This is a genomic window from Dactylosporangium sp. NPDC000244, from assembly GCF_040300725.1.
Classification (GTDB): Bacteria; Actinomycetota; Actinomycetes; order Mycobacteriales; family Micromonosporaceae; genus Dactylosporangium.
The window spans coordinates 39,129-59,814 of sequence record NZ_JBEPEH010000021.1; the positions used below are offsets into that span (position 1 = coordinate 39,129).

A 20,686-nucleotide genomic window follows, 5' to 3' on the forward strand; every position below is an offset into this window, starting at 1 on the left:
GGGTCCCGCCTGTGGGGTTACACGCGGCCGTAGCCGTAGAGCGAGTCGATGTCGATCGGGGCGACCTTCACGACGGTGCGGCTGTTGGGGGCGTGGATGATCTGGTTGTTGCCGATGTAGATGCCCACGTGCCCGAGGCCGTTGTAGAACACCAGGTCACCGGGGGCGAGCTGGCTCCGCGAGATGTGCTTGACCTTGCCCCACTGCTGCGCGGCGTTGTGCGGCAGCGTGACGCCCGCCGCCTTCCACGCCATCATGGTCAGGCCCGAGCAGTCGAACGTGTCCGGGCCGGCGGCGCCGAAGACGTACTTCTTGCCGAGCTGGGCCCACGCGTAGTTGACCGCCTTGCCCGCCGAGCCGGAGACGGCCGGCGGCGGTCCCGGGTTCGTGGTCGGGTTGGCCGTCTTCACCGGGGTCTTCGCCTTCGCCGCCGCGGCGGCCGCGGCCGCGTCGGCCTTGCGCTGCATCTCGTCGAGCTTGGCGATGTTGCCCTCGATCTGCTTGCGCCGCGCCTCGAGGTCGGCCTTCTGCCGGCTCTGGGCCGCGAGGGTCTCGTTGAGGCGCTGCTTCTCGGCGTCGACGCCGGCCTTGGCCGAGGCGTACTTGGCGAGATCGGCCTGCTGGTTGCGGGAGATCTGCTGCAGCGTGCCGACGCGGTCGAAGAAGCCGTCCGACGACGTGGCGCCCAGCATCAGTGACCAGGAGCTCAGGTTGCCGCCGGACTTGTAGGCGTTGACGGCGATCTGGTCGGCGGTGGCGCGGGCGGCGTCCATGCTCGCCTCGAGCGGCTGGAGGTCGGTCTCGCGCTGTTTGATCGAGGCCTGGGTGGCCTCGAGGTCGCCGTTGATCTTGTTGTAGTCCTCGACGATGTGCTCGAGCTCCGCATTGCCCTTGTCGATCTGGGCCTGGAGCTCGTCGTGCGTCGGGTCGGCATGTGCGGCACACGCCGGCGCGACCATCGCCGCGACCGCCACTCCGATGAGTAACGAGCGCAGCGCCGTCCGTCGGATGAACACGGCAAGTGTCCTTCTTCGCATCCGCCTACCGGGTTAGCTGACGGGTTCGGGCGAGAAGAAGGTTCGCCCTACCACGACCGTGACGGTCGCGGATTCACCCCTGGGGCTAGCCCCGGGTGGGTCCCCGGCTCATGCGCCGGCGCCTGTTGCCAGGGCCGTCGTACGACTCGACGGAGCCTGCCCGGGCCGCCCTCGGTGAGCGGCTGTGACCTGGCAGGCCGCACCAAACGTATCGGCGAGGTCTCGGTGGCGGAACCGCCCTAAGCAACACTTAACGTGGATTCAAAGATCACGTTGCGCCGATGGAATCCATTATCGCCCGATTGCTCCCGATCGCCTCGGCGGCCCGGCCGGGTCCCCTTCGGTCCGAGGGCGCCGTGCGGAGTCGAGCTATGCATGAGCCGCGGTGGTCCGGTCGAGGCGGTCCAGTCGAGGCGGTCCGGATGGTTACGGTCGCCGCTGCGTGACGGCACGGCGGCGAGCCGCAGGCGTTGCAGCGGCCCGAGCCCGGCGGGCAGGCCGGCCACGTCCGCGGCGCGCAGCCGCGGGCGTTCGACGACGAGGGCGCCGTCGCACATGGTGAGGACGGCGCGACGTCGTCGCCGGTCAGCGGTTCCCTCCGGACTGGCGGCTGCTGATGTACGCCTCGATCTCCTCCTCGGCCGGCTCGGCGAAGTACTCGTAGGGCGCGACGGACACCCCCTCGACCACCCGGCGCGGGTCGTCCTCGGCCGCGTCCGGGTCCAGATCGCGCGCCCAGCGCGACCCCATCGAGAAGACGGCGAAGCCCGGCTCGAACCGGTAGCCGATGTCCGTCTCCTCGTACTCGTAGCCCTTCGCCTCCAGGTCCGCGACCACGTCGTCCATGAACCGGGACGTCAGCTGCACGCCGTCGAAGAACACCTCCTCGCCGCCGTCGCCGTCGCCATCGGCGAGCTCGACGAGCTCGACCGTCTCGTCGCCGGTGTAGGTCAGCACGAGCATCGGGCTCGTCTCGTACACGGCCCGGCTGCTCCGGCCCGGATGGACGGGCGGCCCGATCCGGCTCTCGACCACGTCGCGATGCTCGCCGACCTTCACCAGGGCCACGCCCTCGCCCGGAAGAATCTCCATGCCGCGCATGATGCCACGGCCGCGCGACCGCGTTGCCACCGTCCTCGCGCCGGCCGGCGACGCTCCGAAGTGGACACTGCCCGTGCCCGGCGACCGGCGTGTCCTGTGTAGACAGCGGAGCCGGCATTCAGGCGAACGGGTGTACCCGGATTGCCCCGCAGCGGATCGGCCGGTGGGCGCGAGCAGCCGAAATGCGCACAGGAAGGCCGGATTCGGCCGGCCCGCCTGCGGCCATGAGGCCATTTAGGCCCTTGTTCGCACACGCCGGGCACGAGTAACGTCACGGGCCGTGAGCGCAGTGCAGCGTAACAACATCAGGCTGCTTGGCCCCGAGGACGCCCCGGCCATCGTCTTCGCGCACGGCTTCGGCTGCGATCAGAACATGTGGCGGTTCGTCGCGCCGCGGTTCGCCGACGATCATCGCGTCGTGCTGTTCGATCACGTCGGTGCCGGGAACTCCGACCTCGGCGCCTACGACGCCCAGCGGTATGCGTCGCTCGGTGCTTACGCCGATGACCTCCTCGAGATTCTCCGCGAGCTCGACCTGCGCGGGGTCGTGTTCGTCGGGCACTCCGTCGCCGCGATGATCGGGCTGCTCGCGGCGAACGCCGAGCCGGACCGGTTCGCCAAGCTCGTGCTCGTCGGGCCTTCCCCTCGGTACATCGACGACCACGACTACTACGGGGGCTTCAGCGCCGGCGAGATCGACGAGCTGCTGGACAGCCTCGACAGCAACTATCTCGGCTGGTCCGCGGCGATGGCCCCGGTCATCATGGGCAACGCCGACCGGCCGGAGCTCGGCGAGGAGCTGAGCAACAGCTTCTGCCGCACCGATCCGGCGATCGCGCGACAGTTCGCCGAGGTGACCTTCCGCTCGGACAACCGCGCGGATCTGGGCAAGGTGAGCGTGCCGACGCTGATCCTGCAGTGCTCCGAGGACGTCATCGCGCCGCGGGAGGTGGGCGCGTACTGCAACGCGAACATCCCCGGCAGCACCCTGATCGTCCTCCACGCGACCGGCCATTGCCCGAACCTCAGCGCCCCGGACGAGACCTTCGCGGCGATCGACGGTTTCCTGCGGACGGGCTGACGTGCCGGAGCCGCTGCCCGAGGAGAACGCCGAGGACCTCTACGACAGCGCCCCCTGCGGGTATCTCACGCTGTTGCCGGACGGCACCATCGTGCGCGTGAACCGGACGTTCCTGCAGTGGACCGGGTGGCGCCGCGACCAGCTGGCCGGCCGGCGCGTGCACGAGTTCTACGCCGTCGGGAGCCGGATCTGGCACGAGACGCACCTGGCGCCGCTGCTGCACATGCAGGGCGAGGTCCGGGAGGCGGCGGCCGAGTTCCGCCGGGCCGACGGTTCCCGGCTCGACGCGTTCGTCAACGCGGTGCTGCGCGCGGGTCCGGCCGGGAGCCAGGCCCTCGTGCGGATGACGGTGTTCGACGCGAAGGAGCGCCGCACGTACGAGCGGCAGCTGCTCGAGGAGCGGCGCAGCGCCGAGCGCAACGCGACCCGGGTCCGGCTGCTGCAGGAGATGGTGGTGCGCTGCGCCGCGATCGAGCGGGTCGAGGAGATCGTCGCGCCGATCGTGCGGGTCGGCGACGAGGCGTTCGCGGCCACGGCGACCCGCGTGTGGCTGCTCGATCCGGCGCAGGCCGCGCTGCGCCCGCTCGGCGTCGCCGACGAGCTCCTCTCGCTCGACGACCAGGCCCCGGAGGCGCGCGCCGCGGCCCTGCTCGACGTCGTCCGGCACGCCGAGGACGACGGTGGCCTGCGCCTGGTCTCGCCCATGCTGGCGGATCAGCGGGTGCTGGGGGTGGTGTCGTTCGTGTTCGCGACCGACCGGCCCGACCCCTCCGAGCCGCAGGCCGCGCGCCCGCGCGCGTACGGCGAGAACGAGCCCGGGCCCACGCGCCCGCGCGCGTACGGCGAAGACGAGCCCGCGCGCCCGCGCCCGCGTGCGTTCGGCGAGGACGAGATCGAGCTCATGCGGACCGTCGGCCGGCAGGCCGGGCAGGCCCTCGAGCGCATCCGGCTGCTGGAGGAGACGACGCGCCGGGCGTGGCAGTCGGGCTTCCTGGCCCGGCTCAGCCGCGACCTCGACGAGACCGTCGGCTTCACCGGGCGGGCGATGCGGCTCGTGGAGCTGCTCGTGCCCGACGTCGCCGGCTACGCCCAGATCGACCTCGACGCCGCCGGCGACCCGGCCGGGGAGCCGGCCTGGCGGGCATCCGCGCCCGCGCGGCCGGGCGGCGGCTGGACGATCCCGAACGACGTGCTCGCCACGGTGCACGCGGCCGGGCGGTCGGGAGCGGCACCGGCGGCGGCACTACTGATCACCATCGACGGCGAGCGGGCGCTCGTACTGCCGCTGCGGGCGCGCAACGCGATGCTCGGCACGCTGCTGCTGGCCGGGGGCGAGGTGTCCGGGGCCGGGCACGTCGGGCCGGAGTTCCTCGCCGACCTCGCCGACCGGGCCGGGCTGTCGCTGGACAACGCGCGGCTGGCCGAGCGGGACCGCGAGGTGGCGCACACCCTGCAGCGCAGCATGCTCAGCGGCGACTGGCCGGCGGATCCGCGCTACCACGTGGTGACCGCGTACCGGCCCGCGGTGCACACGCTCGAGGTGGGCGGGGACTGGTACGACGTGTTCGCGACGTCGGCCGAGAGCGTCGGGATCGTCGTCGGCGACGTGGTGGGCCGGGGCCTGCACGCGGCCAGCGCGATGGGGCAGCTGCGCAGCGCCGTGCGCGCGCTCGCGACGGCGCACGACGGGCCGGCCGAGGTCCTGCGGCACATGGACGACTTCGTCTCGCACTTCGCGGCCGGGCAGATGACCACGCTCGCCTACGCCGAGCTGGCGCTGGACAGCGGGGTGCTGCGGTACGCGTGCGCCGGGCACCCGCCGCCGCTGCTCGTGGAGCCGGGCGGGGTGCCGAGCTTCCTGTGGGAGGCGCGCTCCGGGCCGCTCGGCGCCAGCGCGGCGGGGCGGGCGCGCAGCGAGGCGATGCTGACCGTGCCGCGCGGGTCGCGGCTGGTGCTCTACACCGACGGCCTCGTCGAGCGCCGCGGCGAGCGCTTCCACCACGGCCTGGACCGGCTCGCGTCGGCGGCCGCCGCGCACTGGCAGACGCCGCTGGGCTTGCTCGCGACCGAACTCAGCGACGCGATGCTGCCGGGCGGCGGCGGGCACGACGACATGTGCCTGCTGGCGCTGGACTACACCGACGCGCCGCCGTTCCGGACCGAGGTGCCGGCGCGCATGCAGGCCCTCGCCGGCTTCCGCGCGGCCCTCGACGCCTGGCTCGGCGAGCAGGGGGTCGGCGACTACGACCGCTTCGGGGTGGTCCTGGCCACCGCGGAGGCGGTCGCGAACGCGATCGAGCACGGGTACGGCCACGACGACGCCCGCACCGTGGGCGTCCTCGCCCAGGTCGACGGCGGCGCCGTCTCCGTGCGCGTGAGCGACACCGGCCAGTGGCGCCCGCCGCGCACCGCGCTGCAGCGGGGCCGGGGCCTGGCGCTGATCGGGCGCCTCATGGACGAGCTCGTGATCGACCGAGGTACGGGCGGTACCACGGTCCTGATGCGCCGCCGCGCGGCCGGCGGGGGGCGTTGAGATGAGCGCAGAGCGTCAGGTCCGGGTGTACTCCACCGGCGGCTGCGAGGTCGTCGCGCTGATCGGCGAGATCGACCATGCGACGGCGCCGCTCGTGGAGCGCGACGTGCTCGCGAGCGTGCGCGCCGCGACCGGCGTGGTCGTCGACCTGACCGCGACCACCTTCCTCGACAGCGCGGGCCTGCTGTGCCTGGACCGGATGGTGACCGCCTTCGGCGACCGGGGCGCCCCGGTGCGCGTGGCCGCCCCGGCCGACGGGATGGTGCGGTTCACCCTCGACCTGATCGGCTTCCTGCCCGACCTGCTGACCGAGGACGTCGACACCGCCGTCGCCGCGATGACGCAGTAGCCCGGGCGGATGCGCGGGCCGCGTCACCGGCCCGGCAGTTCCCGGCGCCCCCTCGTCACCGCTCGATTGTCGATCCGGGCGGGTCGTCGTTCGTGTCAGGGGCAGAATCCTGACGAGGGAAGGGTGGGACGCGATGCGGGTGCTCATGGACGGACTCGGGCTCGTGGAGTCGCCGCGCTGGCACGACGGGCGGCTGTACTTCTGCGACTGGACCGCCGGCGAGGTCATCGCGGTCGGCGAGGACGGCGCGAGCGAGGTGATCGCCCGGGTGCCCTCGCTGCCGCTGTGCATCGCGTGGCCGCCGGGCGGCGAGCGGCTGATCGTCGTCGACTCCCCCAACGGCCGGCTCCTGCGCCGCGAGCCGGACGGTTCGCTCGTCGAGCACGCCGACCTGGGGCAGCCGGGCTGGAACGACATCGCGGTCGACCACCGGGGCAACGTGTTCGTGAACCGCGTCGACTTCGACGTGATGCGCGGGGCCGACGCGAAGCCGGGGACGGTCTTCGTGGCCGCGGCGGACGGTTCGGTACGCCAGGAAGCCGACGACATCGCGTTCCCCAACGGCATGGCGGTCACCGCCGACGGCGCCACGCTCGTCGTCGCCGACTCGTACCGGCACCACCTGCTCGGCTTCGACATCGGCGCGGACGGCGGCCTGTCGAACCGCCGCGTCTGGGCCGATCTCGGCGACGGCGTCCCGGACGGCATCTGCCTCGACGCCGAGGGCGCGGCCTGGTACGCCGACGTGCCCCACCGCCGCTGCGTGCGCGTCGCCGAGGGCGGCCGGGTGCTGGCGACCGTCGAGCTCGACCGGGGCGCGTTCGCCTGCGCGCTCGGCGGCTCGACGCTGTTCATCACGGCCGCGACCTGGAACGGCATGACCGAGGCCGAGATGGTGGCGCCCGGCAGCGGGCAGGTCCTCGCGGTGGAGGTCGGCGTCCCCGGCGCGTGAGGGTTGCTACGCTGCCCGCGTGCGTGACCAGCGGACGCTGCGCGATGTGCTCCCCGGACAGTGGCGGGTCCTGGCGACGACGTTCCCGATGTGGCTCTCGGGCCGGCGATTGCAACCCATGTTTCGGTACGGCCTGCTGCACGACGACCCGCTGACCCTCAGCGACGAGGTCGCGTACCGCACCCGCGACGGCCGCGCCAAGCGGATCGAGGGCGTCGACCGGTTCGACCCGGCGACCGGGTCCTTCACCTGGCGCGGCCGGGGCGTGCTGCGCGTGCTCAGCAGCCGCTGGCGGGTCGAGCACGTGAGCGACGAGCGGGACGTCGTCGTGCTCTCGTTCGCGCGGTCCCTGGTCACCCCGGCCGGCCTCGACGTCATCGGGCGGGGCGAGGCACCACGCCCGGACGGCATCCCCGGGGAGCTGCTGCCGCCGGGGCTGCGCTGGCTTTCGTGACATCCATGGCGGACAATTCCCTGCTGTGACGCAGAGACCGCCCGCCGTGCCCGGGGTCCCGGTGCTGGGCAACGCGCTGGCGATGATGGGCGACGTCCAGCGGTTCTTCGTGGACGCCTATCGCGAGGTCGGCCCGGTGTTCCGCGTGCGGGCCCTGAACCAGGCCTTCGTCATCATGGCCGGCGCGGCCGCGAACCGGTTCCTGCTCGAGCGCGGCGAGGCGGTGTTCACCAGCGAGGAGAGCTTCGGCGGCCTGAACCGCGAGTTCGGGATGCGGGTCCACGTGCTGCGCGGGCGGCCCCACCGGCACCTGCGCAAGCTGCTCGGCGCCGGGCTGTCGCGGGACCTGCTCGCCGCGCGCTGGGACGCCGTCACGGCCGAGACCGAGCGGATCCTCGACGGGTGGGCCCAGCGGCCCGCGCTGGGCGTGGTCGACGGGTGCCAGCGGCTCGCCGCGGCCCAGCTGTCGATCGCGTACACCGGGGCCAGCTCGGCCGCGCGGTTCGAGACGCTGCGCTCGGCCTTCGAGCTGGTCCTCGACGTCACCATCGCCGGGAAGTGGCCGGCCGCGACGCTGCGGTGGCCCGCCGACCGCCGGGCCCGGGCCGAGATCCACCGCTTTGCCCGCGAGTCGCTGGCCGAGCGGGCCGCCGCGCGCCGGGAGGGGCCGCGCGATCTGCTCGACCAGGCGCTCGACGCGGTCGACGAGCACGGCGAGCCGTACGCGCTCGACGTGCGGGCCGGCATGGCGTTGCAGGGCTACTTCGCGGGCGTCAACACGGTCGCGTACCTCTACAGCTTCATGATCGACGTCCTGCTGCGCAATCCCGAGGTGCTCGCCCGGGTCACTGCCGAGGTGGACGCCGTGCAGGGGGACGGCCCGCTCACGTTCGAGCGGCTGCGCGACCTGCCCGCCCTGCACGGCCTGGTGATGGAGACGCTGCGGGTCTACCCGCCGGCCCCGGGCTCCGCGCGCACGGCCGTCGAGGCGTTCGACTTCGAGGGCTGCCGCATCGAGCGCGGCGAGCGGGTGCTCGTCGCCACCTGCGTCCCCCACCAGCTCCCGGAGCACTTCCCCGATCCGGAGCGCTTCGACATCGACCGGGACTTCACGGCCGCGCGGAAGGCGGCGGTGTACGCACCCTTCTCCGTCGGCGGCCACACGTGCCTCGGCGCCGGCATGACCCAGGTGCTGGCCGTGGCCACGATCGCGATGCTGGTCCGTCGTCTGCGGCTCACGCCGGCGAGGCCTGGCCGCCCGCTGCGCATCACCGCCACGCCCGGCCCGAACCCCGGCAGGCGGTTCGCGATGTCGGCGGTCACCCGGCGCGCGTAGCGGTCAGATCGTGCGGCGCAGCGCGGATTCCACGGCGTCGACCAGCGGGTCGCCCGCGGTGCGCGGATGCCGGGCCAGGCCGAGCTCGACGTCCGGCAGCGCGGGCAGGGCGTCCGAGTCGTGGCAGGCCATGCCCGGGTCGAGGTTCGCCGGCAGCAGGCCCGCGACGCCGAGCCCGGCCCGCAGCGCCGCGAGCACCCCGACCAGGCTGTTGCTCTCGAACGCGACCCGCCAGCGCCGCTCGCTGTGGTCCATCGCCTCCAGGACCGCCGTCCGCCAGGCGCAGGTGTTCGAGAACAGCACGACCGGCAGCGGGTCGGCGGCCACGTCCACGCCCCGGCCGACCGCCCACACCAGCGGGCGGCGCACCGTCCAGCGGGGCCGCGCGGGCAGGCACGGGAGTTCGTCGAGCACGAGATGGACACGGCCGGAGTCGTAGGCCTCGCGCATCGCCGTGCTCGACACGCTGAGCACCTCCAGCGTCGCGGCGGGGTGCAGCCGGGCGAGGTCGGCGAGGGCCTGCGGCAGGTGCGTCGCGGCGAGGTCCTCGAGCAGCCCGACGCCGCAGTGGCCGGTCAGCGCGCGCCCGGTCTCGGTGAGCGCCTCGGCGGAGAGGGAGAGGATCCGCTCGGCGTACGGCAGCAGCTCCGCGCCCGCCCGCGTCGGTGAGACGCCGGACGAGGAGCGGTGCAGCAGCGGCCGCCCGACCACGCCCTCGAGCCGGCGCAGCTGCTGGCTGAGCGCGGGCTGGGTCTGGCCGAGCGAGGTCGCGGCGCGGCTGATGCTGCCCGCCCGCACGGCGGCGACGAACGATCGCAGCAACCCGATCTCGAGGTCCCTGGGCATAAACAATCATTATGGCGGCCCCAACAGATGTCCGTCTGCTATTGGCGGGGCGGCTGATCTAGCGTCGGGCTGGTGACCGGATACCGGCGGGTGCTCGCCGTGCCAGGAATGGCCCCGCTGCTGGGCGTCTCGCTGCTCGCCCGCACCGCGATGACGGCCGACGTGATGGCGCTGACGATGGTGGTCGTGCTCGGGCTGCACCGCAGCTACGCGGCCGCCGGCGTGGTCGCCGCGGCGCTGACCGCCGGGATCGCGCTGGGCGGGCCGCTGCTCGGCCGGGCGATCGACCGGCGCGGCGTGCGCAAGGTGCTGGTGGTCACGAGCGGGCTGCAGGTCGTCTTCTGGCTGGGGGTGCCGCTCATGCCGTACGACATCCTGGTCTGCTCCTGCGTCGTCGCCGGTCTGCTGATGGTGCCGGCCCAGTCGGTGACCAGGCAGGCGATCGCGGCCATGACGACGCCGGAGCAGCGGCGGCCCGCGTTCGCGCTTGAGGCGGTGCAGGGCGAGGTGTCCTACATCGTGGGGCCGGCGCTCGTGATCGTGTGCGCCGCGCAGACGTCCCCGGGGCTGGTGGCCGGCGTGGTCGGCGCCGCGATCGCGGCCGGCGGGTTCGGGCTGGCCCGCCTCGATCCGCCCGTGCGCACGGCGGAGGAGGCCGGCGCCGGCGCGGGCGAGCGGCCCCCGCGCCGGCAGTGGCTGGGCGCCGGCCTGGTCGCCGTGCTGATGATGGGAGTGGGCGCCACCGCGCTGCTCAGCGGCGTCGACCTGGCCATCGTCGCCGTGCTGCGGGAGGCGGACCAGATGTCCTGGGCGGCCGGCGTCGTGGCCGTGTTCGGGGTCGCGTCGGTGACCGGCGGCCTGCTCTACGGCGCGCTGCCCCGGTCGCTGCCCACCTGGGTCCTGCTCGGCCTGCTCGCGCTCGTGACGGTGCCCGCCGGGCTGGCCCGCACCTGGCCCTGGCTGTGCGTGGCGGTCGTCGGCATCGGGCTGCTCACCGCGCCGACCCTGTCCGCGATCGCCGACGCCGTGAGCCGCCTGGTGCCGGCCGCCGTGCGGGGCGAGGCGACCGGCCTGCAGTCCTCGGCGCAGAGCGGGGGCTTCGCGGTCGGCTCCCCACTGGCCGGGCTGGCGATCGACCTCACCGGGCCGGCGGGCGGCTTCGCGGCGGCCGGCCTGGCCGCGCTGGTCACCGCGCTGATCGGGGGCGTGGCGAGCCTGCGCGCGGCGCCCTTGCGCGGGGGCCGTACCGACTGTATATAGTCCGCCCCGCCGCGCGAGCAGCTGCTGCGTCAGGTCGAGGACGGCCTGCAGGCGGCCCTCGACGCCGCGCGGCGGGCCGGCCTCGAGCGCGACGAGCTGGTGACGATCCTCGACGGCCTCATCGCGACCGAGGGGGCCCGGCTGAGCGACCTGGCCTTCGCGCTGCGCGGCGTCGGCGTCGCCACCAGCGACCGGTTCGCGCTGCGGGACGTGAGCTTCGAGCTGCCGACCGGATACGTCATGGGGCTGATCGGCGCGAACGGGGCCGGCAAGACCACCGCGATCCGGTGCCTGCTGGGCCTGCGGCGCATCGAGTCCGGCGAGGCCGAGCTGCTCGGCCACCGGGTGCCCGGGCCGGTCGACCTGCGCCAGGACATCGGCGTGTGCTCGACCACACCTACCTCGTCGGGGACTGGCGCCTGAGCGACGTCGAGCGGACGCTGCGGCCGTTCTACGACCGGTGGCAGAGCGATCGGTACCGTCAGCTGCTCGACGACTTCGCCCTGGACCCGAGGTCCCGGGTCAAGGACCTCTCCCGCGGCATGGCGATGAAGCTCATGATCGCCATCGCCCTCTCCCACCGGGCCCGGCTGCTGGTCTTCGACGAGCCGACCAGCGGGCTGGACCCCGTGGCCCGCGACGAGCTCGTCGGCATCATCGGCGACTTCATGCTCGACGAGCGGCACAGCGTGCTGTTCTCCACGCACATCACCACGGACCTCGACCGCATCGGGGACTACGTGACGATCATCCACGATGGACGGATCGTCTCCACCGGCACCAAGGACGAGCTCATGGACGGCTTCCGGATCGTGCGCGCCGGCCCGGACCTCGCCGAGGGCGTCGGCGTGCGGCTGATCGGCGCGCGGCGCACGGCGGCCGGCGTCCAGGCCCTCGTGCGCACCGACGAGGCGGCCCTGCTCGACGCCGACGCGCTGATCGAACCCCCGACGCTCGAGGAGATCGCCGTGCACATCGGCGCCCCCGCCCAGAGGAGCCTGGCATGACCGCCGTCGCCCGCGTGGCCCTGCTGGATCTGCGCACGATCGCGCCGTACCGCCGCCAAGGTCTTCTGCTCCTGGTCGTGGTGACCGCGATCCTCGCCAACCGGCCCACCACGCTGGTGCCCGCGCTCGTGCTGCTGGTCGCCCCGTCCGTCATCAGCTACCCGTTCAGCGTCGCCGACAAGGCGGGCCTGGACACGCTGTACGCCGTGCTCCCGCTGCGCCGCCGCTCGGTCGTGCTCGGCCATTACGCCTGGGCGGTGAGCGCCTTCCTCGCGCTCGCCGCCGGCGGCACGGCGGTGACCCTGGCCCTCGCGCACGCCGAGTCCAAGCCGCTCGGCGGGCACGCGCTCGGCATCGTGCTCGCGGTGGCGTGGGGCATGTTCGCGGTCAACGTGGCGGTCCAGTTCCCGCTGTTCATCCGGTTCGGCTACACCCGCATCAGCGTGCTCGGCACCGTGCTGCCGCTCGCGCTGGTGGTGATCGCCGTCGTGCGGCTGCGGGTGCCGGTGGCCGGGATCGAGTCGTGGGTGCCGCTGCTCTGGCCGATCGGCGCGGCCCTCATCGCCGTGTCGGTCGCGGTGTCCGTGGTCCTGGACCGGCGCCCGGTTCAGATCCGATAGATGGCGTACCAGCGCAACGCGCCGATCCCGCCGCTCACCACGAACGCGCCGAGCAGGACGGGCCACGCACCCCACAGCCGGTGCCGGAAGGCGAGCCACAGCAGCACGACGACCGGCAGCGCGATCCGCAGCACCTCGCCGGCGACCACCCCGCGCACGAACTCGGCCCCAGGCGCGTCGGCGAGCCCCAGCAGCGTAGTACACGAGCGTCGCGACCACGAGGAGCACCGTGGCGCGGGCGATGGCCTGCTTGCGTACGGCCGCGAAACGCCCGACGAGGAACGCCGCCAGGCCCCAGGAGAACCCGCTGCTGGTGAGCGCGACGAGCACCTGCCCGGGAATCCCGTCGGCGGCATCGGCCCCGAACGCGAGCAACCCCAGCACCACGCCGACGACCCCGACGACCATCACCGCGCCAGACTAGGCAGCGCCCGCAAGGCCCTCCGCCCGCGCAGGCACCATGAACACCCGCAGCAGGTCGATTGGGTCGGTTTGCGATCAACCGCTGGGCCCGATGCGGGTAGCGGCCCGTCCGATTTGCCCGGCTATAGGGCTTTGATAACCAAACCAAACGTACGAGTGGTTTCGGCAACTTCCGGGCGGAAAACTACCTAACGTAGTCGCATCGTCACAACAACGAGGGGGATCGTGAAGATGCGCAATGTTCAGCGAATGCTGACGCTGGCCGGCATGACCATGGCCGCGGCCGCGGTCGTCGGGATGGGAGCGTCGGCCGCGTCGGCCAGCACCGTCCAGGACGGCAAGGGCAGCGTCGCCCAGCCCCGCCCGGGCGGCGACAACCACCCCGGCGGCGACAACCGCCCCGGCAACCGCCCCGGCGACCGGCGCGGCCCGGGCAGCGACGGCCGCTGGCACGGCTCGTGGGACGGCCACCGCGACAACCGCGACTGGGACCAGTCGTGGGTCGTGCGCACGTTCCAGAACAAGCGCGCCTGCACCGCCGCCGGCTGGGTCGGCGAGCGCGCCGGCATGTGGGACGACTCCGACTGCTACCGCGTCGGCCGCAGCAACAAGTACGTGCTCGTCGCCCACGAGTACAACAGCCGCCGGCACCACCACCGCTAAGCACCACCCACCGCCGCCGTCGAGGCCCGTCGACGGCGGCGGCACCGCAAGCGGCCGGGACGCGAGCTTCGCGTCCCGGCCGTCTCGCGTTACCGTGGCGGCATGCCACGCAGGCGCGGCCGGGTCCGGGTGCCGGGCACCCGCATCGGAGCAAGGCCATGACGTGATCTGCACCGTCGGGCACGGGGCACGCACCGTCGAGGAGCTCGTCGCGATCCTCACCGAGGCGCGGGTCGGCACGCTCGTCGACGTGCGGCGGTTCCCCGGCTCCCGGCGGCATCCGCAGTTCGGGCGGGACGCGCTCGCCGGGGCGATCCGCGCCGCCGGGCTGGAGTACACCTGGCAGGGCGAAACGCTCGGCGGGCACCGCACCGCCCGGACGGGCTCGCGGCACACCGCCGTGCCGAGTCCCGCCCTCGCCGGCTACGCCGACCACATGGACTCCCCCGCGTTCCGGGACGCGATCGACGCGCTCGTCGCCGCCCCGCCGCTGCTCGCCGTGATATGCGCCGAGTCCCACTGGACGCAGTGCCACCGGATGCTCATCGCCGACGCGCTCACCATCCGCGGCGCGCGCGTCGAGCACCTCGGCGTCGCGCGCGAGCCGCACCGCCTCAGCCCGGGCGTCCGCCGCGGCGAGGACGGCTGGCCGGTGTACGACGCCCAGCCCGCGCTGCCCGGCCTATGACGCGGACGCTGCCGGTCTCATGAGGCGTGGGCGATCTGCGTGAGCGAGCGCCACAGCAGGGCCACGCACACCGCGGTCCCGGCGAAGGCGAACCAGAACGGGGCCGCGATGCCCAGCCGCGTCGCCAGCGCGCCGCCGATGACCGAGCCGATCACCAGGCTGCCGAAGATGGCCACCGTGTTCACGCTGTTCACGCGGCCCTGCAGATGGTCCGGTACGGCGTGCTGGCGCACCGTCACCGAGGTCGTGCCCCAGATGAAGACGTGCACGCCGAAGACGAACAGGATCACGCCCGCGACCACGGCCGAGTGCGTCAGCGCCAGGCCGAGGTGGGTGGCCGCCTCGATGAGCAGGCCCACCCGCATGATGTTGCCGAGGCTCACGTGCCGGGTCAGCCAGCCGTACATCGCGGTGCCGATCAGCCCGCCCGCCGCCGACACCGTGGTCAGCACGCCGTAGCCGGCCGGGCCGAGGCCGAGCTGCCGGGCGCAGTACAGCACCAGCACCGACCACGCCGCGCCGAACGCCAGGTTCACGACCAGGATCGTCAGCACGAGCGTGCGGACCGCCGGGTGCGCGACGGTCCAGCGGAAGCCCTCCACCATGTCGCGCCGGATGCCGGCGGAGTCCCGGTCGGGTCTCGGCAACGGCGGCAGGCGCATGCGCAGCAGCATGAGCACGCCCGCCACGATCAGCACGGCCTGGGCCAGCAGCGGCCAGACCCGCCCGGCGGCGAACAGGGTCGCGCCCAGCGAGGGCCCGACGAGCTGGTTCATGGTGATGTACCCGGTGGTGAGCCGGGCGTTCGCGGTGGCGAGGTCCTCGCGGGGCACGAGCATCGGCGCGAGCGTCTGCGTGGTGTTGTCGGCGAAGACCTCGGCCGTGGCCAGCAGCGCCAGGCCCACGAGCGCGACGGCGACCGTGACGACCCCGGTGACGACGGTCGCGATCAGGGCGGCGAGCACCAGGACGCGCGAGGTGTGCGCGACGAGCACGATCCGCCGCCGGTCGACGCGGTCCGAGAGCACCCCGGCGTGCAGCCCGAAGAGCAGCGGCGGCGCCCACCGCAGCAGTGCGGCGAGCGCCACCGGAAAGGGGTCGTCGGTCAGCGAGGCGACGAGCAGCGGGCCGGCCGCGACCGCGATCCCGTCACCGAGATTCGTGACCCACGAGGCGCTCGTCAACCAGCGGAACGGGACCGGCAGCACCCTGGGAGGGTACGCGAGCGAACCCCCGCACGATCAACCAGATTCCCAGCGCCACCTCGAACAGCCCGCCCGGGATGGACAGCGCGAGCCCGACATGAGCGCCGAACAGTTCGGCAACGGTACCGATGGCGAACACGACGTATCCGGCGGCGCCCCACCACGCGAGGACCCGCGGGACGAGCCGGGCCCGGGCGAGCAGCGCGCACAGGAACACGCCGGTGAACCCGAGCAGGAACTCCCCGATCTGGTACAGCAGGTTGTTCGCGTCCGTCGCGAGCAGCCCGAACACGGGGTCGGCGCCGCGGTCGTGCAGCGGCACCAGCAGCAGCAGGAACAGCACGCCCAGGCCGAGCAGCACCGCTTCGGCGGCCATCATCGTGAGGTACAACAGCGCCGTGCGGCGGCCGTGGCGCTCCAGGACGCCGAAGAACAGCACGCCCTTGCCGACGTCGATCAGCACGTTGAGCAGCATGAGCAGCGCGCCGACGACCAGTGTGGTGCGGGCGGTCAGGCCGCCGTCGGCGCCGATGGCCGAGGTGACCAGGGCGAACCCGATGCCGTAGGTCAGGAACCCGGCCAGGAACAACGCGCCGATCGTGCGCGCAGCGGCCATGACAATCACTCCCCCAGCGAGAACCGTACTTAGTAAGGTGACGGTACCGTACTAAGTACGAAAGGCGGAACCCTGAGGAGACCCTGATATGTCGAGACGGATCACGGACGGCCCCCCGCTGAGCCGGGAGCGGGTGCTGGGCGCGGCCGTGGAGCTCGCCGACGCGGGCGGCATCGCCTCGCTGACCATCCGGTCGCTGGCCGACAAGCTCGGGGTCAAGCCCATGTCCGTGTACCACCACGTCGCGAACAAGGACGAGATCCTCGACGGCATCGTGGACCGCGTCTTCGCCGAGATCGAGGTCCCCGCGGCCGGCGGCGACTGGCGGGCGGAGCTGCGGCGGCGCTGCGGCTCGGCCCGCCTGGCCCTGCGCCGGCACTCGTGGGCGATCGGCCTGCTGGAGTCGCGCACGACGCCGGGCCCGGCCACCCTGCGGGCACACGACGCGGCGCTCGGATGCCTGCGCGGCGCGGGCTTCACGGTGCCGCAGACCGCGCACGCGCTGACGGTGCTGGACAGCTATGTGTACGGATTCGCCGTCCAGGAGGCGTCCCTGCCGTTCGACGAGCAGCAGAGCGCCGGCGACGTGGCCGAGGACATCATGGAGGGCTTCGACCCGGGCGCCTATCCGCACCTGGTCGAGATGGCCGTCGAGCACATCACCAGGCCCGGGTACTCCTTCGGCGACCAGTTCGGCTTCGGCCTGGAGCTGATCCTCGACGGCCTGGCCGCGCTGCTCGGCTCCGGGGCCGACCGAGCCCGGCGAGATCAGTAGCGCACGGTGCTCTGCAGCAACGGCGGGTACACCTCGGAAGGCTCTCCGTCCACAGTGGACCCGGCGAACTGCAGCATCGCGCGCAGCGGGCCGTGCAGCGGGGCCGGGTAGTTCAGGTCGGGCGCCGACGCCGCGTCCAGGGCCGCGAGGTGCGACGGCGTCAGGGCCACCTCCAGGGCGGCCAGGTTGCCGTCGAGGTGCTCCAGGCGCCCGGCCCCGACGATCGGGACGACGGTGCCCGGGCGGGAGCGCAGCCAGGCGAGGGAGACGGCCGCGGCCGACGTGCCGAGCTCGTCCGCGATCGCGTGCACCGCGTCGATCACCACGTGGTCCGCGTCCGTGGGCTGCCCGACGAAGGCGGTGCGGGCCGAGTCCGTGACGCCGGCGCCGCGGCGGTACTTGCCCGACAGGAACCCGTTGCGCAGCGGGCTCCACGGCACCAGCGAGAGGCCCTGGTCCAGCGCGAACGGGGCCAGCTCGCCCTCGACCGTGCGGGCCAGCAGGGAGTACTCCACCTGCAGCGCGACCAGGGGCGTCCACCCGCGCAGCAGCGCCGTCGTCTGCGCCTGGGCCGTGAGCCAGGCGGGGGTGTTGGAGAAGCCGATGTACCGGATGCGGCCCTCCCGCACGAGGTCGTCCAGCGCGCGCATGGTCTCCTCGATCGGGGTGTTGCGATCCCAGTTGTGCAGCCAGTAGAGATCGAGGTGGTCGGTCTGCAGCCGGCGCAGGGTCTCGTGCAGCTGCAGGCGGATCGCGGACCGCCCGGCGCCGCCCGCGTTCGGGTTGCCCGGGTGCATGTTCGCGAAGAACTTGGACGCGAGCACCACGCGGTCGCGGGCGCCCGGCCGGGCCGCGAAGTAGTCCCCGAGAATCCGCTCCGAGTGGCCGTTGGTGTAGAAGTTCGCGGTGTCGACGAAGTTGCCGCCCCGCTCGAGGTACGCGGTCAGGATCTTCTCGGACTCCTCGACGCCGCAGCCGGCGGCGCCCGGGTCCTCGCCGAACGTCATCGCACCGAGGGCGAGCGGGCTGACGCGCAGGCCGGACCGGCCGAGGGTGACGTAGTGGTCAAGTGTCATGGCACAAGTCTCGGCGCGCGGGCGCTCGCGAGGTAGACCGATCCGCGCGACCTCTTGCACGATCCTGCCGAGTTCGGCAAGAGTGGGCAAGGTGCTGGAGGAGATGCGGCGGCTGATCGCCACCCACGCGCGGCCCGACCTGCGCACCCCGATCGACGGGCTGCTGCTGTCCCGAGTGGACGCCTCGCCGCCCGAGCACTCGCTGACCGAGCCGCTGCTGGTCATCATGGCGCAGGGCGGCAAGCGGCTGGTGCTCGGGTCGGAGGTGTTCGAGTACCGGGCCGGGCAGGTCCTCGTCGTCACCGCCACGCTCCCGGTGAGCGGCCACTTCCTGCGCGCCACGCCCGGCCGGCCCGCGCTCGGGATGGGCCTTGTGCTGCGGCCGGAGGCGATCGCGCCGCTACTGCTGCGCGCCTTGCACAAAAGCGGCGCCACTCCCCCGGCGATGGCGACCGGACCGGCCGGCCCGGAGCTGCTCGACGCGGCGGTCAGGCTGCTGCGGCTGCTCGAGCACCCCGCGGACGCGCCGGTGCTGGCCCCGCTCATCGAGCAGGAGATCCTGTGGCGCCTGCTGACCGGCCCGCACGGCGCCGTCGTGCGCGAGATCGGCCGGGCCGGCAGCGGCCTCGACCACGTGGGGCGCGCGATCCGCTGGCTGCACGAGCACTACGCCGAGCCGATGCGCGTGGCCGACCTGGCGCGGCTGGCCGGGATGAGCCCGTCGGCGTTCCACCGGCACTTCCGGGCCATCACGGCGATGAGCCCGCTGCAGTTCCAGAAGCGCATCCGGCTGCAGGAGGCGCGGTCGCTGCTGACCGCCCGGGCCGGGGACGTCGCGGGGGTCGGGCATCTCGTGGGGTACGACAGCCCCTCGCAGTTCAACCGGGAGTACCGCCGCCTGTTCGGCACCCCGCCCGGCCAGGACGCCGAGCGCCTGCGCACGACCGCCCCCTCGCTGCCCTAAGGCCGGGCTCGAGCCCTGCGGCCGGGCCGCGCCCCGGTCCGCATCGCCCGAGCCTAGGCTCGGGGACATGACGCGGACCACCCCGCCCCGGCCGCTGGACGTCACGGCCGGCTTCCCCGAACTGAACGCGCACACGACGACGGCGACGCGGCTGCACCCGCGGCCAGGTGCCCCCGCCGTCACGCAGAGCTCGATCGGCGGGCCGCTGCTCTGGCCGGCCGGCGAGCCGTGGCCCGTGTGCGACGTGGACGACCACGACGACCCGGTTCCGCTGCCGACCCCGATGATCCCCGTCGCCCAGGTGTACCGCCACGACGCCCCCGACTTCGCGGGCCCGGACGGCACCGACGTGCTGCAGGTGCTGTGGTGCCCGCTCGACCACCTGGACGAGGGGTACAACCCGCTGGTGCGCGTCTTCTGGCGGCGCGCGGCCGGCGTCACGCGGGTCCTCGCCGAGCCGCCCGCGCCGGCCGAGGTGCACGAGGAGTACGTCCCGGCGCCGTGCGTGGTGCACCCGGAGCGCGTGCGCGAGTACGACTACATCGGCTCGCTGCCCGGGGACCTCGCCGCGCGGGTGCGGGAGCGGTTCGGCTCGCGGTACCAGTACGACCTCTCCCTCGCCCCGGGCTGGAAGCTCGGCGGGTTCGCGAACTGGTCGCTCACCGACCCGCTGCCGATGGACTGCGAGGCGTGCGGGGCCCCGATGACGCTGCTGTTCACCGCCGCCTCCAGCGAGGGGCCGGCGAGCTGGCAGCCGCTCGAAGACGCGCCGGTCACGCCGACCGGGATCGTCATCGGGCGGGGCTACTCGCTGTACGTGTTCCGCTGCCCGGCCTCGTTCGAGCACCCGGTCGCCACCGCGATGCAGTGAGGTTTTGCCGGAACGGCAAAGCGATTCGCCGCGCCGGACGGGTTCGGGTCATGGTGGTGGGCATGGACGCACAGGAGTGGGACGACCGGTACCGCGCGCAGGACCGGCTCTTCAGCGGCAACCCGAACGGCGTGCTCGTCACCGAGGCGAGCGCGCTGGAGCCGGGGCGGGCGCTCGACGTCGGCTGCGGCGAGGGCGGCGACGCGCTGTGGCTGGCGGACCGCGGGTGGCGGGTCACCGCCGTCGACATCGCCCCGACGGCGCTGCGGCGCGGCGCCGCGCTCGACCCCGACGGCCGCGTGACGTGGACCGAGGCGGACCTGAGCACGAGCCGGCCGGCGGCGGGCGCCTTCGACCTCGTGTCGGTGCAGTACTTCCCGCTGCGGCGCGAGGCGGGCGACGCCGCGCTGCGCGGGCTGCTCGACGCCGTCGCGCCGGGCGGGTTGCTGCTCTACGTCGGGCACGACGTCTCCGAGGTGCCGGCCGACAGCGGGTTCCGGCCCGAGGACTACTACCACCCGGCCGACGTCGCCGAGCAACTCGGTCCACAGTGGACGATTCTGGCCGACGGGACGCGCCCGCGCACCGCCCCCGCGCCGCCCGGCACCCATCACCGCCACGACACCGTGCTGCTGGCCCGGTTCACTCCCGCGTCAGCAACCACGTCGTGAGGATGAGCAGCGCGCAGCCCGCGGTGCCGACCGCGAAGATCCGCTCCCACGACACCAGCTCCAGCGACGCGCCCGCGTAGCCGGAGGCCCAGATGGCGGCGCACAGCACCACGGTGGCCGTCCGCAGCCGCTTCGCCAACGGCTCATTCATGCCGGCA

The 20,686-nt window shown here is 73.6% G+C and carries 24 protein-coding genes and 1 riboswitch; of the genes, 16 read left to right on the forward strand and 8 right to left on the reverse strand.

What is annotated here, in order from left to right:
• Window positions 1–17: 17 nt before the first annotated feature.
• Both ABT369_RS28640 and ABT369_RS28645 read right to left on the reverse strand, forming a co-directional pair.
• Window positions 18–1,016 carry a C40 family peptidase gene (locus ABT369_RS28640; protein WP_350616512.1) on the reverse strand — a complete coding sequence of 333 codons (999 nt, stop codon included), beginning with the start codon at window positions 1,014–1,016 and terminating at the stop codon, window positions 18–20.
• A gap of 7 nt (window positions 1,017–1,023) precedes the next feature.
• Window positions 1,024–1,168: riboswitch (cyclic di-AMP (ydaO/yuaA leader) on the reverse strand.
• Window positions 1,169–1,622: 454 nt separating this feature from the next.
• Window positions 1,623–2,129, reverse strand: a complete 507-nt coding sequence (locus ABT369_RS28645) for a hypothetical protein (RefSeq protein ID WP_350616513.1) — start codon at window positions 2,127–2,129, stop codon at window positions 1,623–1,625.
• Window positions 2,130–2,418: 289 nt separating this feature from the next.
• On the opposite strand from ABT369_RS28645, the gene ABT369_RS28650 reads away from it, so the two are divergent.
• From ABT369_RS28650 to ABT369_RS28675, 6 genes are all read left to right on the forward strand, one after another.
• Window positions 2,419–3,219: an alpha/beta fold hydrolase gene (locus ABT369_RS28650; protein WP_350616514.1), complete on the forward strand. Its 801-nt coding sequence runs from the start codon at window positions 2,419–2,421 to the stop codon at window positions 3,217–3,219.
• Window position 3,220: 1 nt separating this feature from the next.
• Entirely contained in the window at window positions 3,221–5,752 is a 2,532-nt protein-coding gene (locus tag ABT369_RS28655; protein ID WP_350616515.1) for an ATP-binding SpoIIE family protein phosphatase, read from the forward strand.
• Between the two features lies 1 nt (window position 5,753).
• A complete protein-coding gene (locus ABT369_RS28660; protein ID WP_350616517.1) occupies window positions 5,754–6,101 on the forward strand; it encodes an STAS domain-containing protein in 348 nt (115 codons plus the stop codon).
• A 133-nt stretch (window positions 6,102–6,234) separates the two neighbouring features.
• Window positions 6,235–7,053, forward strand: a complete 819-nt coding sequence (locus ABT369_RS28665; RefSeq protein ID WP_350616519.1) for an SMP-30/gluconolactonase/LRE family protein — start codon at window positions 6,235–6,237, stop codon at window positions 7,051–7,053.
• A gap of 19 nt (window positions 7,054–7,072) precedes the next feature.
• Entirely contained in the window at window positions 7,073–7,507 is a 435-nt protein-coding gene (locus ABT369_RS28670; RefSeq protein ID WP_350616520.1) for a hypothetical protein, read from the forward strand.
• 25 nt (window positions 7,508–7,532) lie between these two features.
• Entirely contained in the window at window positions 7,533–8,843 is a 1,311-nt protein-coding gene (locus tag ABT369_RS28675) for a cytochrome P450 (RefSeq protein WP_350616522.1), read from the forward strand.
• A 3-nt stretch (window positions 8,844–8,846) separates the two neighbouring features.
• Here ABT369_RS28675 and ABT369_RS28680 read toward each other — a convergent pair whose 3' ends face one another.
• Window positions 8,847–9,689 (reverse strand): LysR family transcriptional regulator, encoded by an 843-nt coding sequence (locus tag ABT369_RS28680; protein WP_350616523.1) that lies wholly within the window; start codon window positions 9,687–9,689, stop codon window positions 8,847–8,849.
• 72 nt (window positions 9,690–9,761) lie between these two features.
• Here ABT369_RS28680 and ABT369_RS28685 point away from each other — a divergent pair, with 72 nt between their 5' ends.
• The 4 genes from ABT369_RS28685 (at window position 9,762) to ABT369_RS28700 (ending at window position 12,576) form a co-directional block, all read left to right on the forward strand.
• Window positions 9,762–10,949, forward strand: a complete 1,188-nt coding sequence (locus ABT369_RS28685) for an MFS transporter (protein ID WP_350616524.1) — start codon at window positions 9,762–9,764, stop codon at window positions 10,947–10,949.
• A 99-nt stretch (window positions 10,950–11,048) separates the two neighbouring features.
• The gene (locus ABT369_RS28690; RefSeq protein WP_350616526.1) at window positions 11,049–11,372 is read left to right on the forward strand and encodes an ATP-binding cassette domain-containing protein; all 324 of its coding nucleotides are present in this window, start codon (window positions 11,049–11,051) and stop codon (window positions 11,370–11,372) included.
• Window positions 11,333–11,956 (forward strand): AAA family ATPase, encoded by a 624-nt coding sequence (locus ABT369_RS28695; protein ID WP_350616528.1) that lies wholly within the window; start codon window positions 11,333–11,335, stop codon window positions 11,954–11,956. Before ABT369_RS28690 ends, ABT369_RS28695 begins: the two co-directional genes overlap by 40 nt.
• Window positions 11,953–12,576 (forward strand): ABC-2 transporter permease, encoded by a 624-nt coding sequence (locus ABT369_RS28700; protein WP_350616529.1) that lies wholly within the window; start codon window positions 11,953–11,955, stop codon window positions 12,574–12,576. The genes ABT369_RS28695 and ABT369_RS28700 overlap by 4 nt, the downstream gene beginning before the upstream one ends.
• On the opposite strand, the gene ABT369_RS28705 is transcribed toward ABT369_RS28700, so the two are convergent.
• Window positions 12,564–12,734, reverse strand: coding sequence for a hypothetical protein (locus tag ABT369_RS28705; protein WP_350616531.1), 171 nt, complete (start codon window positions 12,732–12,734; stop codon window positions 12,564–12,566). The genes ABT369_RS28700 and ABT369_RS28705 overlap by 13 nt on opposite strands.
• A gap of 514 nt (window positions 12,735–13,248) precedes the next feature.
• Between ABT369_RS28705 and ABT369_RS28710 the strand changes: the two genes are divergently transcribed.
• Together ABT369_RS28710 and ABT369_RS28715 are read left to right on the forward strand one after the other, a co-directional pair.
• Entirely contained in the window at window positions 13,249–13,662 is a 414-nt protein-coding gene (locus ABT369_RS28710; RefSeq protein WP_350616532.1) for a hypothetical protein, read from the forward strand.
• 163 nt (window positions 13,663–13,825) lie between these two features.
• Window positions 13,826–14,350, forward strand: a complete 525-nt coding sequence (locus tag ABT369_RS28715; protein WP_350616534.1) for a DUF488 domain-containing protein — start codon at window positions 13,826–13,828, stop codon at window positions 14,348–14,350.
• Between the two features lie 17 nt (window positions 14,351–14,367).
• Here ABT369_RS28715 and ABT369_RS28720 read toward each other — a convergent pair whose 3' ends face one another.
• Both ABT369_RS28720 and ABT369_RS28725 read right to left on the reverse strand, forming a co-directional pair.
• Window positions 14,368–15,558 (reverse strand): MFS transporter, encoded by a 1,191-nt coding sequence (locus ABT369_RS28720; RefSeq protein ID WP_350616536.1) that lies wholly within the window; start codon window positions 15,556–15,558, stop codon window positions 14,368–14,370.
• Window positions 15,500–16,171: a DUF4386 domain-containing protein gene (locus tag ABT369_RS28725; protein ID WP_350616538.1), complete on the reverse strand. Its 672-nt coding sequence runs from the start codon at window positions 16,169–16,171 to the stop codon at window positions 15,500–15,502. The genes ABT369_RS28720 and ABT369_RS28725 overlap by 59 nt, the downstream gene beginning before the upstream one ends.
• 88 nt (window positions 16,172–16,259) lie before the next feature.
• Here ABT369_RS28725 and ABT369_RS28730 point away from each other — a divergent pair, with 88 nt between their 5' ends.
• A complete protein-coding gene (locus ABT369_RS28730) occupies window positions 16,260–16,946 on the forward strand; it encodes a TetR/AcrR family transcriptional regulator (protein WP_350616540.1) in 687 nt (228 codons plus the stop codon).
• On the opposite strand, the gene ABT369_RS28735 is transcribed toward ABT369_RS28730, so the two are convergent.
• Window positions 16,940–18,022, reverse strand: a complete 1,083-nt coding sequence (locus ABT369_RS28735) for an aldo/keto reductase (protein WP_350616542.1) — start codon at window positions 18,020–18,022, stop codon at window positions 16,940–16,942. The two genes, ABT369_RS28730 and ABT369_RS28735, sit on opposite strands and share 7 nt — an antisense overlap.
• 91 nt (window positions 18,023–18,113) lie before the next feature.
• Between ABT369_RS28735 and ABT369_RS28740 the strand changes: the two genes are divergently transcribed.
• The 3 genes from ABT369_RS28740 to ABT369_RS28750 all read left to right on the forward strand — a co-directional run bounded on the left by ABT369_RS28740 (window position 18,114) and on the right by ABT369_RS28750 (window position 20,528).
• Window positions 18,114–18,986 (forward strand): AraC family transcriptional regulator, encoded by an 873-nt coding sequence (locus ABT369_RS28740; protein ID WP_350616544.1) that lies wholly within the window; start codon window positions 18,114–18,116, stop codon window positions 18,984–18,986.
• 67 nt (window positions 18,987–19,053) lie between these two features.
• Entirely contained in the window at window positions 19,054–19,857 is an 804-nt protein-coding gene (locus ABT369_RS28745; RefSeq protein ID WP_350616546.1) for a hypothetical protein, read from the forward strand.
• 62 nt (window positions 19,858–19,919) lie between these two features.
• On the forward strand, window positions 19,920–20,528 hold the full coding sequence (locus ABT369_RS28750; protein ID WP_350616548.1) for a class I SAM-dependent methyltransferase: 609 nt from the start codon (window positions 19,920–19,922) through the stop codon (window positions 20,526–20,528).
• Here ABT369_RS28750 and ABT369_RS28755 read toward each other — a convergent pair.
• Window positions 20,500–20,679 (reverse strand): hypothetical protein, encoded by a 180-nt coding sequence (locus ABT369_RS28755; RefSeq protein ID WP_350616550.1) that lies wholly within the window; start codon window positions 20,677–20,679, stop codon window positions 20,500–20,502. The two genes, ABT369_RS28750 and ABT369_RS28755, sit on opposite strands and share 29 nt — an antisense overlap.
• Window positions 20,680–20,686 lie beyond the last annotated feature (7 nt).

Excerpts from the sequence above, each read along its gene's own strand:
- ABT369_RS28735 (WP_350616542.1), bottom strand. The coding sequence starts at position 18,022 with ATGACACTTGACCACTACGTCACCCTCGGCCGGTCCGGCCTGCGCGTC.
- ABT369_RS28710 (WP_350616532.1), top strand. The coding sequence starts at position 13,249 with ATGCTGACGCTGGCCGGCATGACCATGGCCGCGGCCGCGGTCGTCGGG.
- ABT369_RS28680 (WP_350616523.1), bottom strand. The coding sequence starts at position 9,689 with ATGCCCAGGGACCTCGAGATCGGGTTGCTGCGATCGTTCGTCGCCGCC.
- ABT369_RS28645 (WP_350616513.1), bottom strand. The coding sequence starts at position 2,129 with ATGGAGATTCTTCCGGGCGAGGGCGTGGCCCTGGTGAAGGTCGGCGAG.
- ABT369_RS28725 (WP_350616538.1), bottom strand. The coding sequence starts at position 16,171 with ATGGCCGCTGCGCGCACGATCGGCGCGTTGTTCCTGGCCGGGTTCCTG.
- ABT369_RS28660 (WP_350616517.1), top strand. The coding sequence starts at position 5,754 with ATGAGCGCAGAGCGTCAGGTCCGGGTGTACTCCACCGGCGGCTGCGAG.
- ABT369_RS28745 (WP_350616546.1), top strand. The coding sequence starts at position 19,054 with ATGACGCGGACCACCCCGCCCCGGCCGCTGGACGTCACGGCCGGCTTC.
- ABT369_RS28730 (WP_350616540.1), top strand. The coding sequence starts at position 16,260 with ATGTCGAGACGGATCACGGACGGCCCCCCGCTGAGCCGGGAGCGGGTG.
- ABT369_RS28750 (WP_350616548.1), top strand. The coding sequence starts at position 19,920 with ATGGACGCACAGGAGTGGGACGACCGGTACCGCGCGCAGGACCGGCTC.
- ABT369_RS28755 (WP_350616550.1), bottom strand. The coding sequence starts at position 20,679 with ATGAATGAGCCGTTGGCGAAGCGGCTGCGGACGGCCACCGTGGTGCTG.
- ABT369_RS28700 (WP_350616529.1), top strand. The coding sequence starts at position 11,953 with ATGACCGCCGTCGCCCGCGTGGCCCTGCTGGATCTGCGCACGATCGCG.
- ABT369_RS28665 (WP_350616519.1), top strand. The coding sequence starts at position 6,235 with ATGCGGGTGCTCATGGACGGACTCGGGCTCGTGGAGTCGCCGCGCTGG.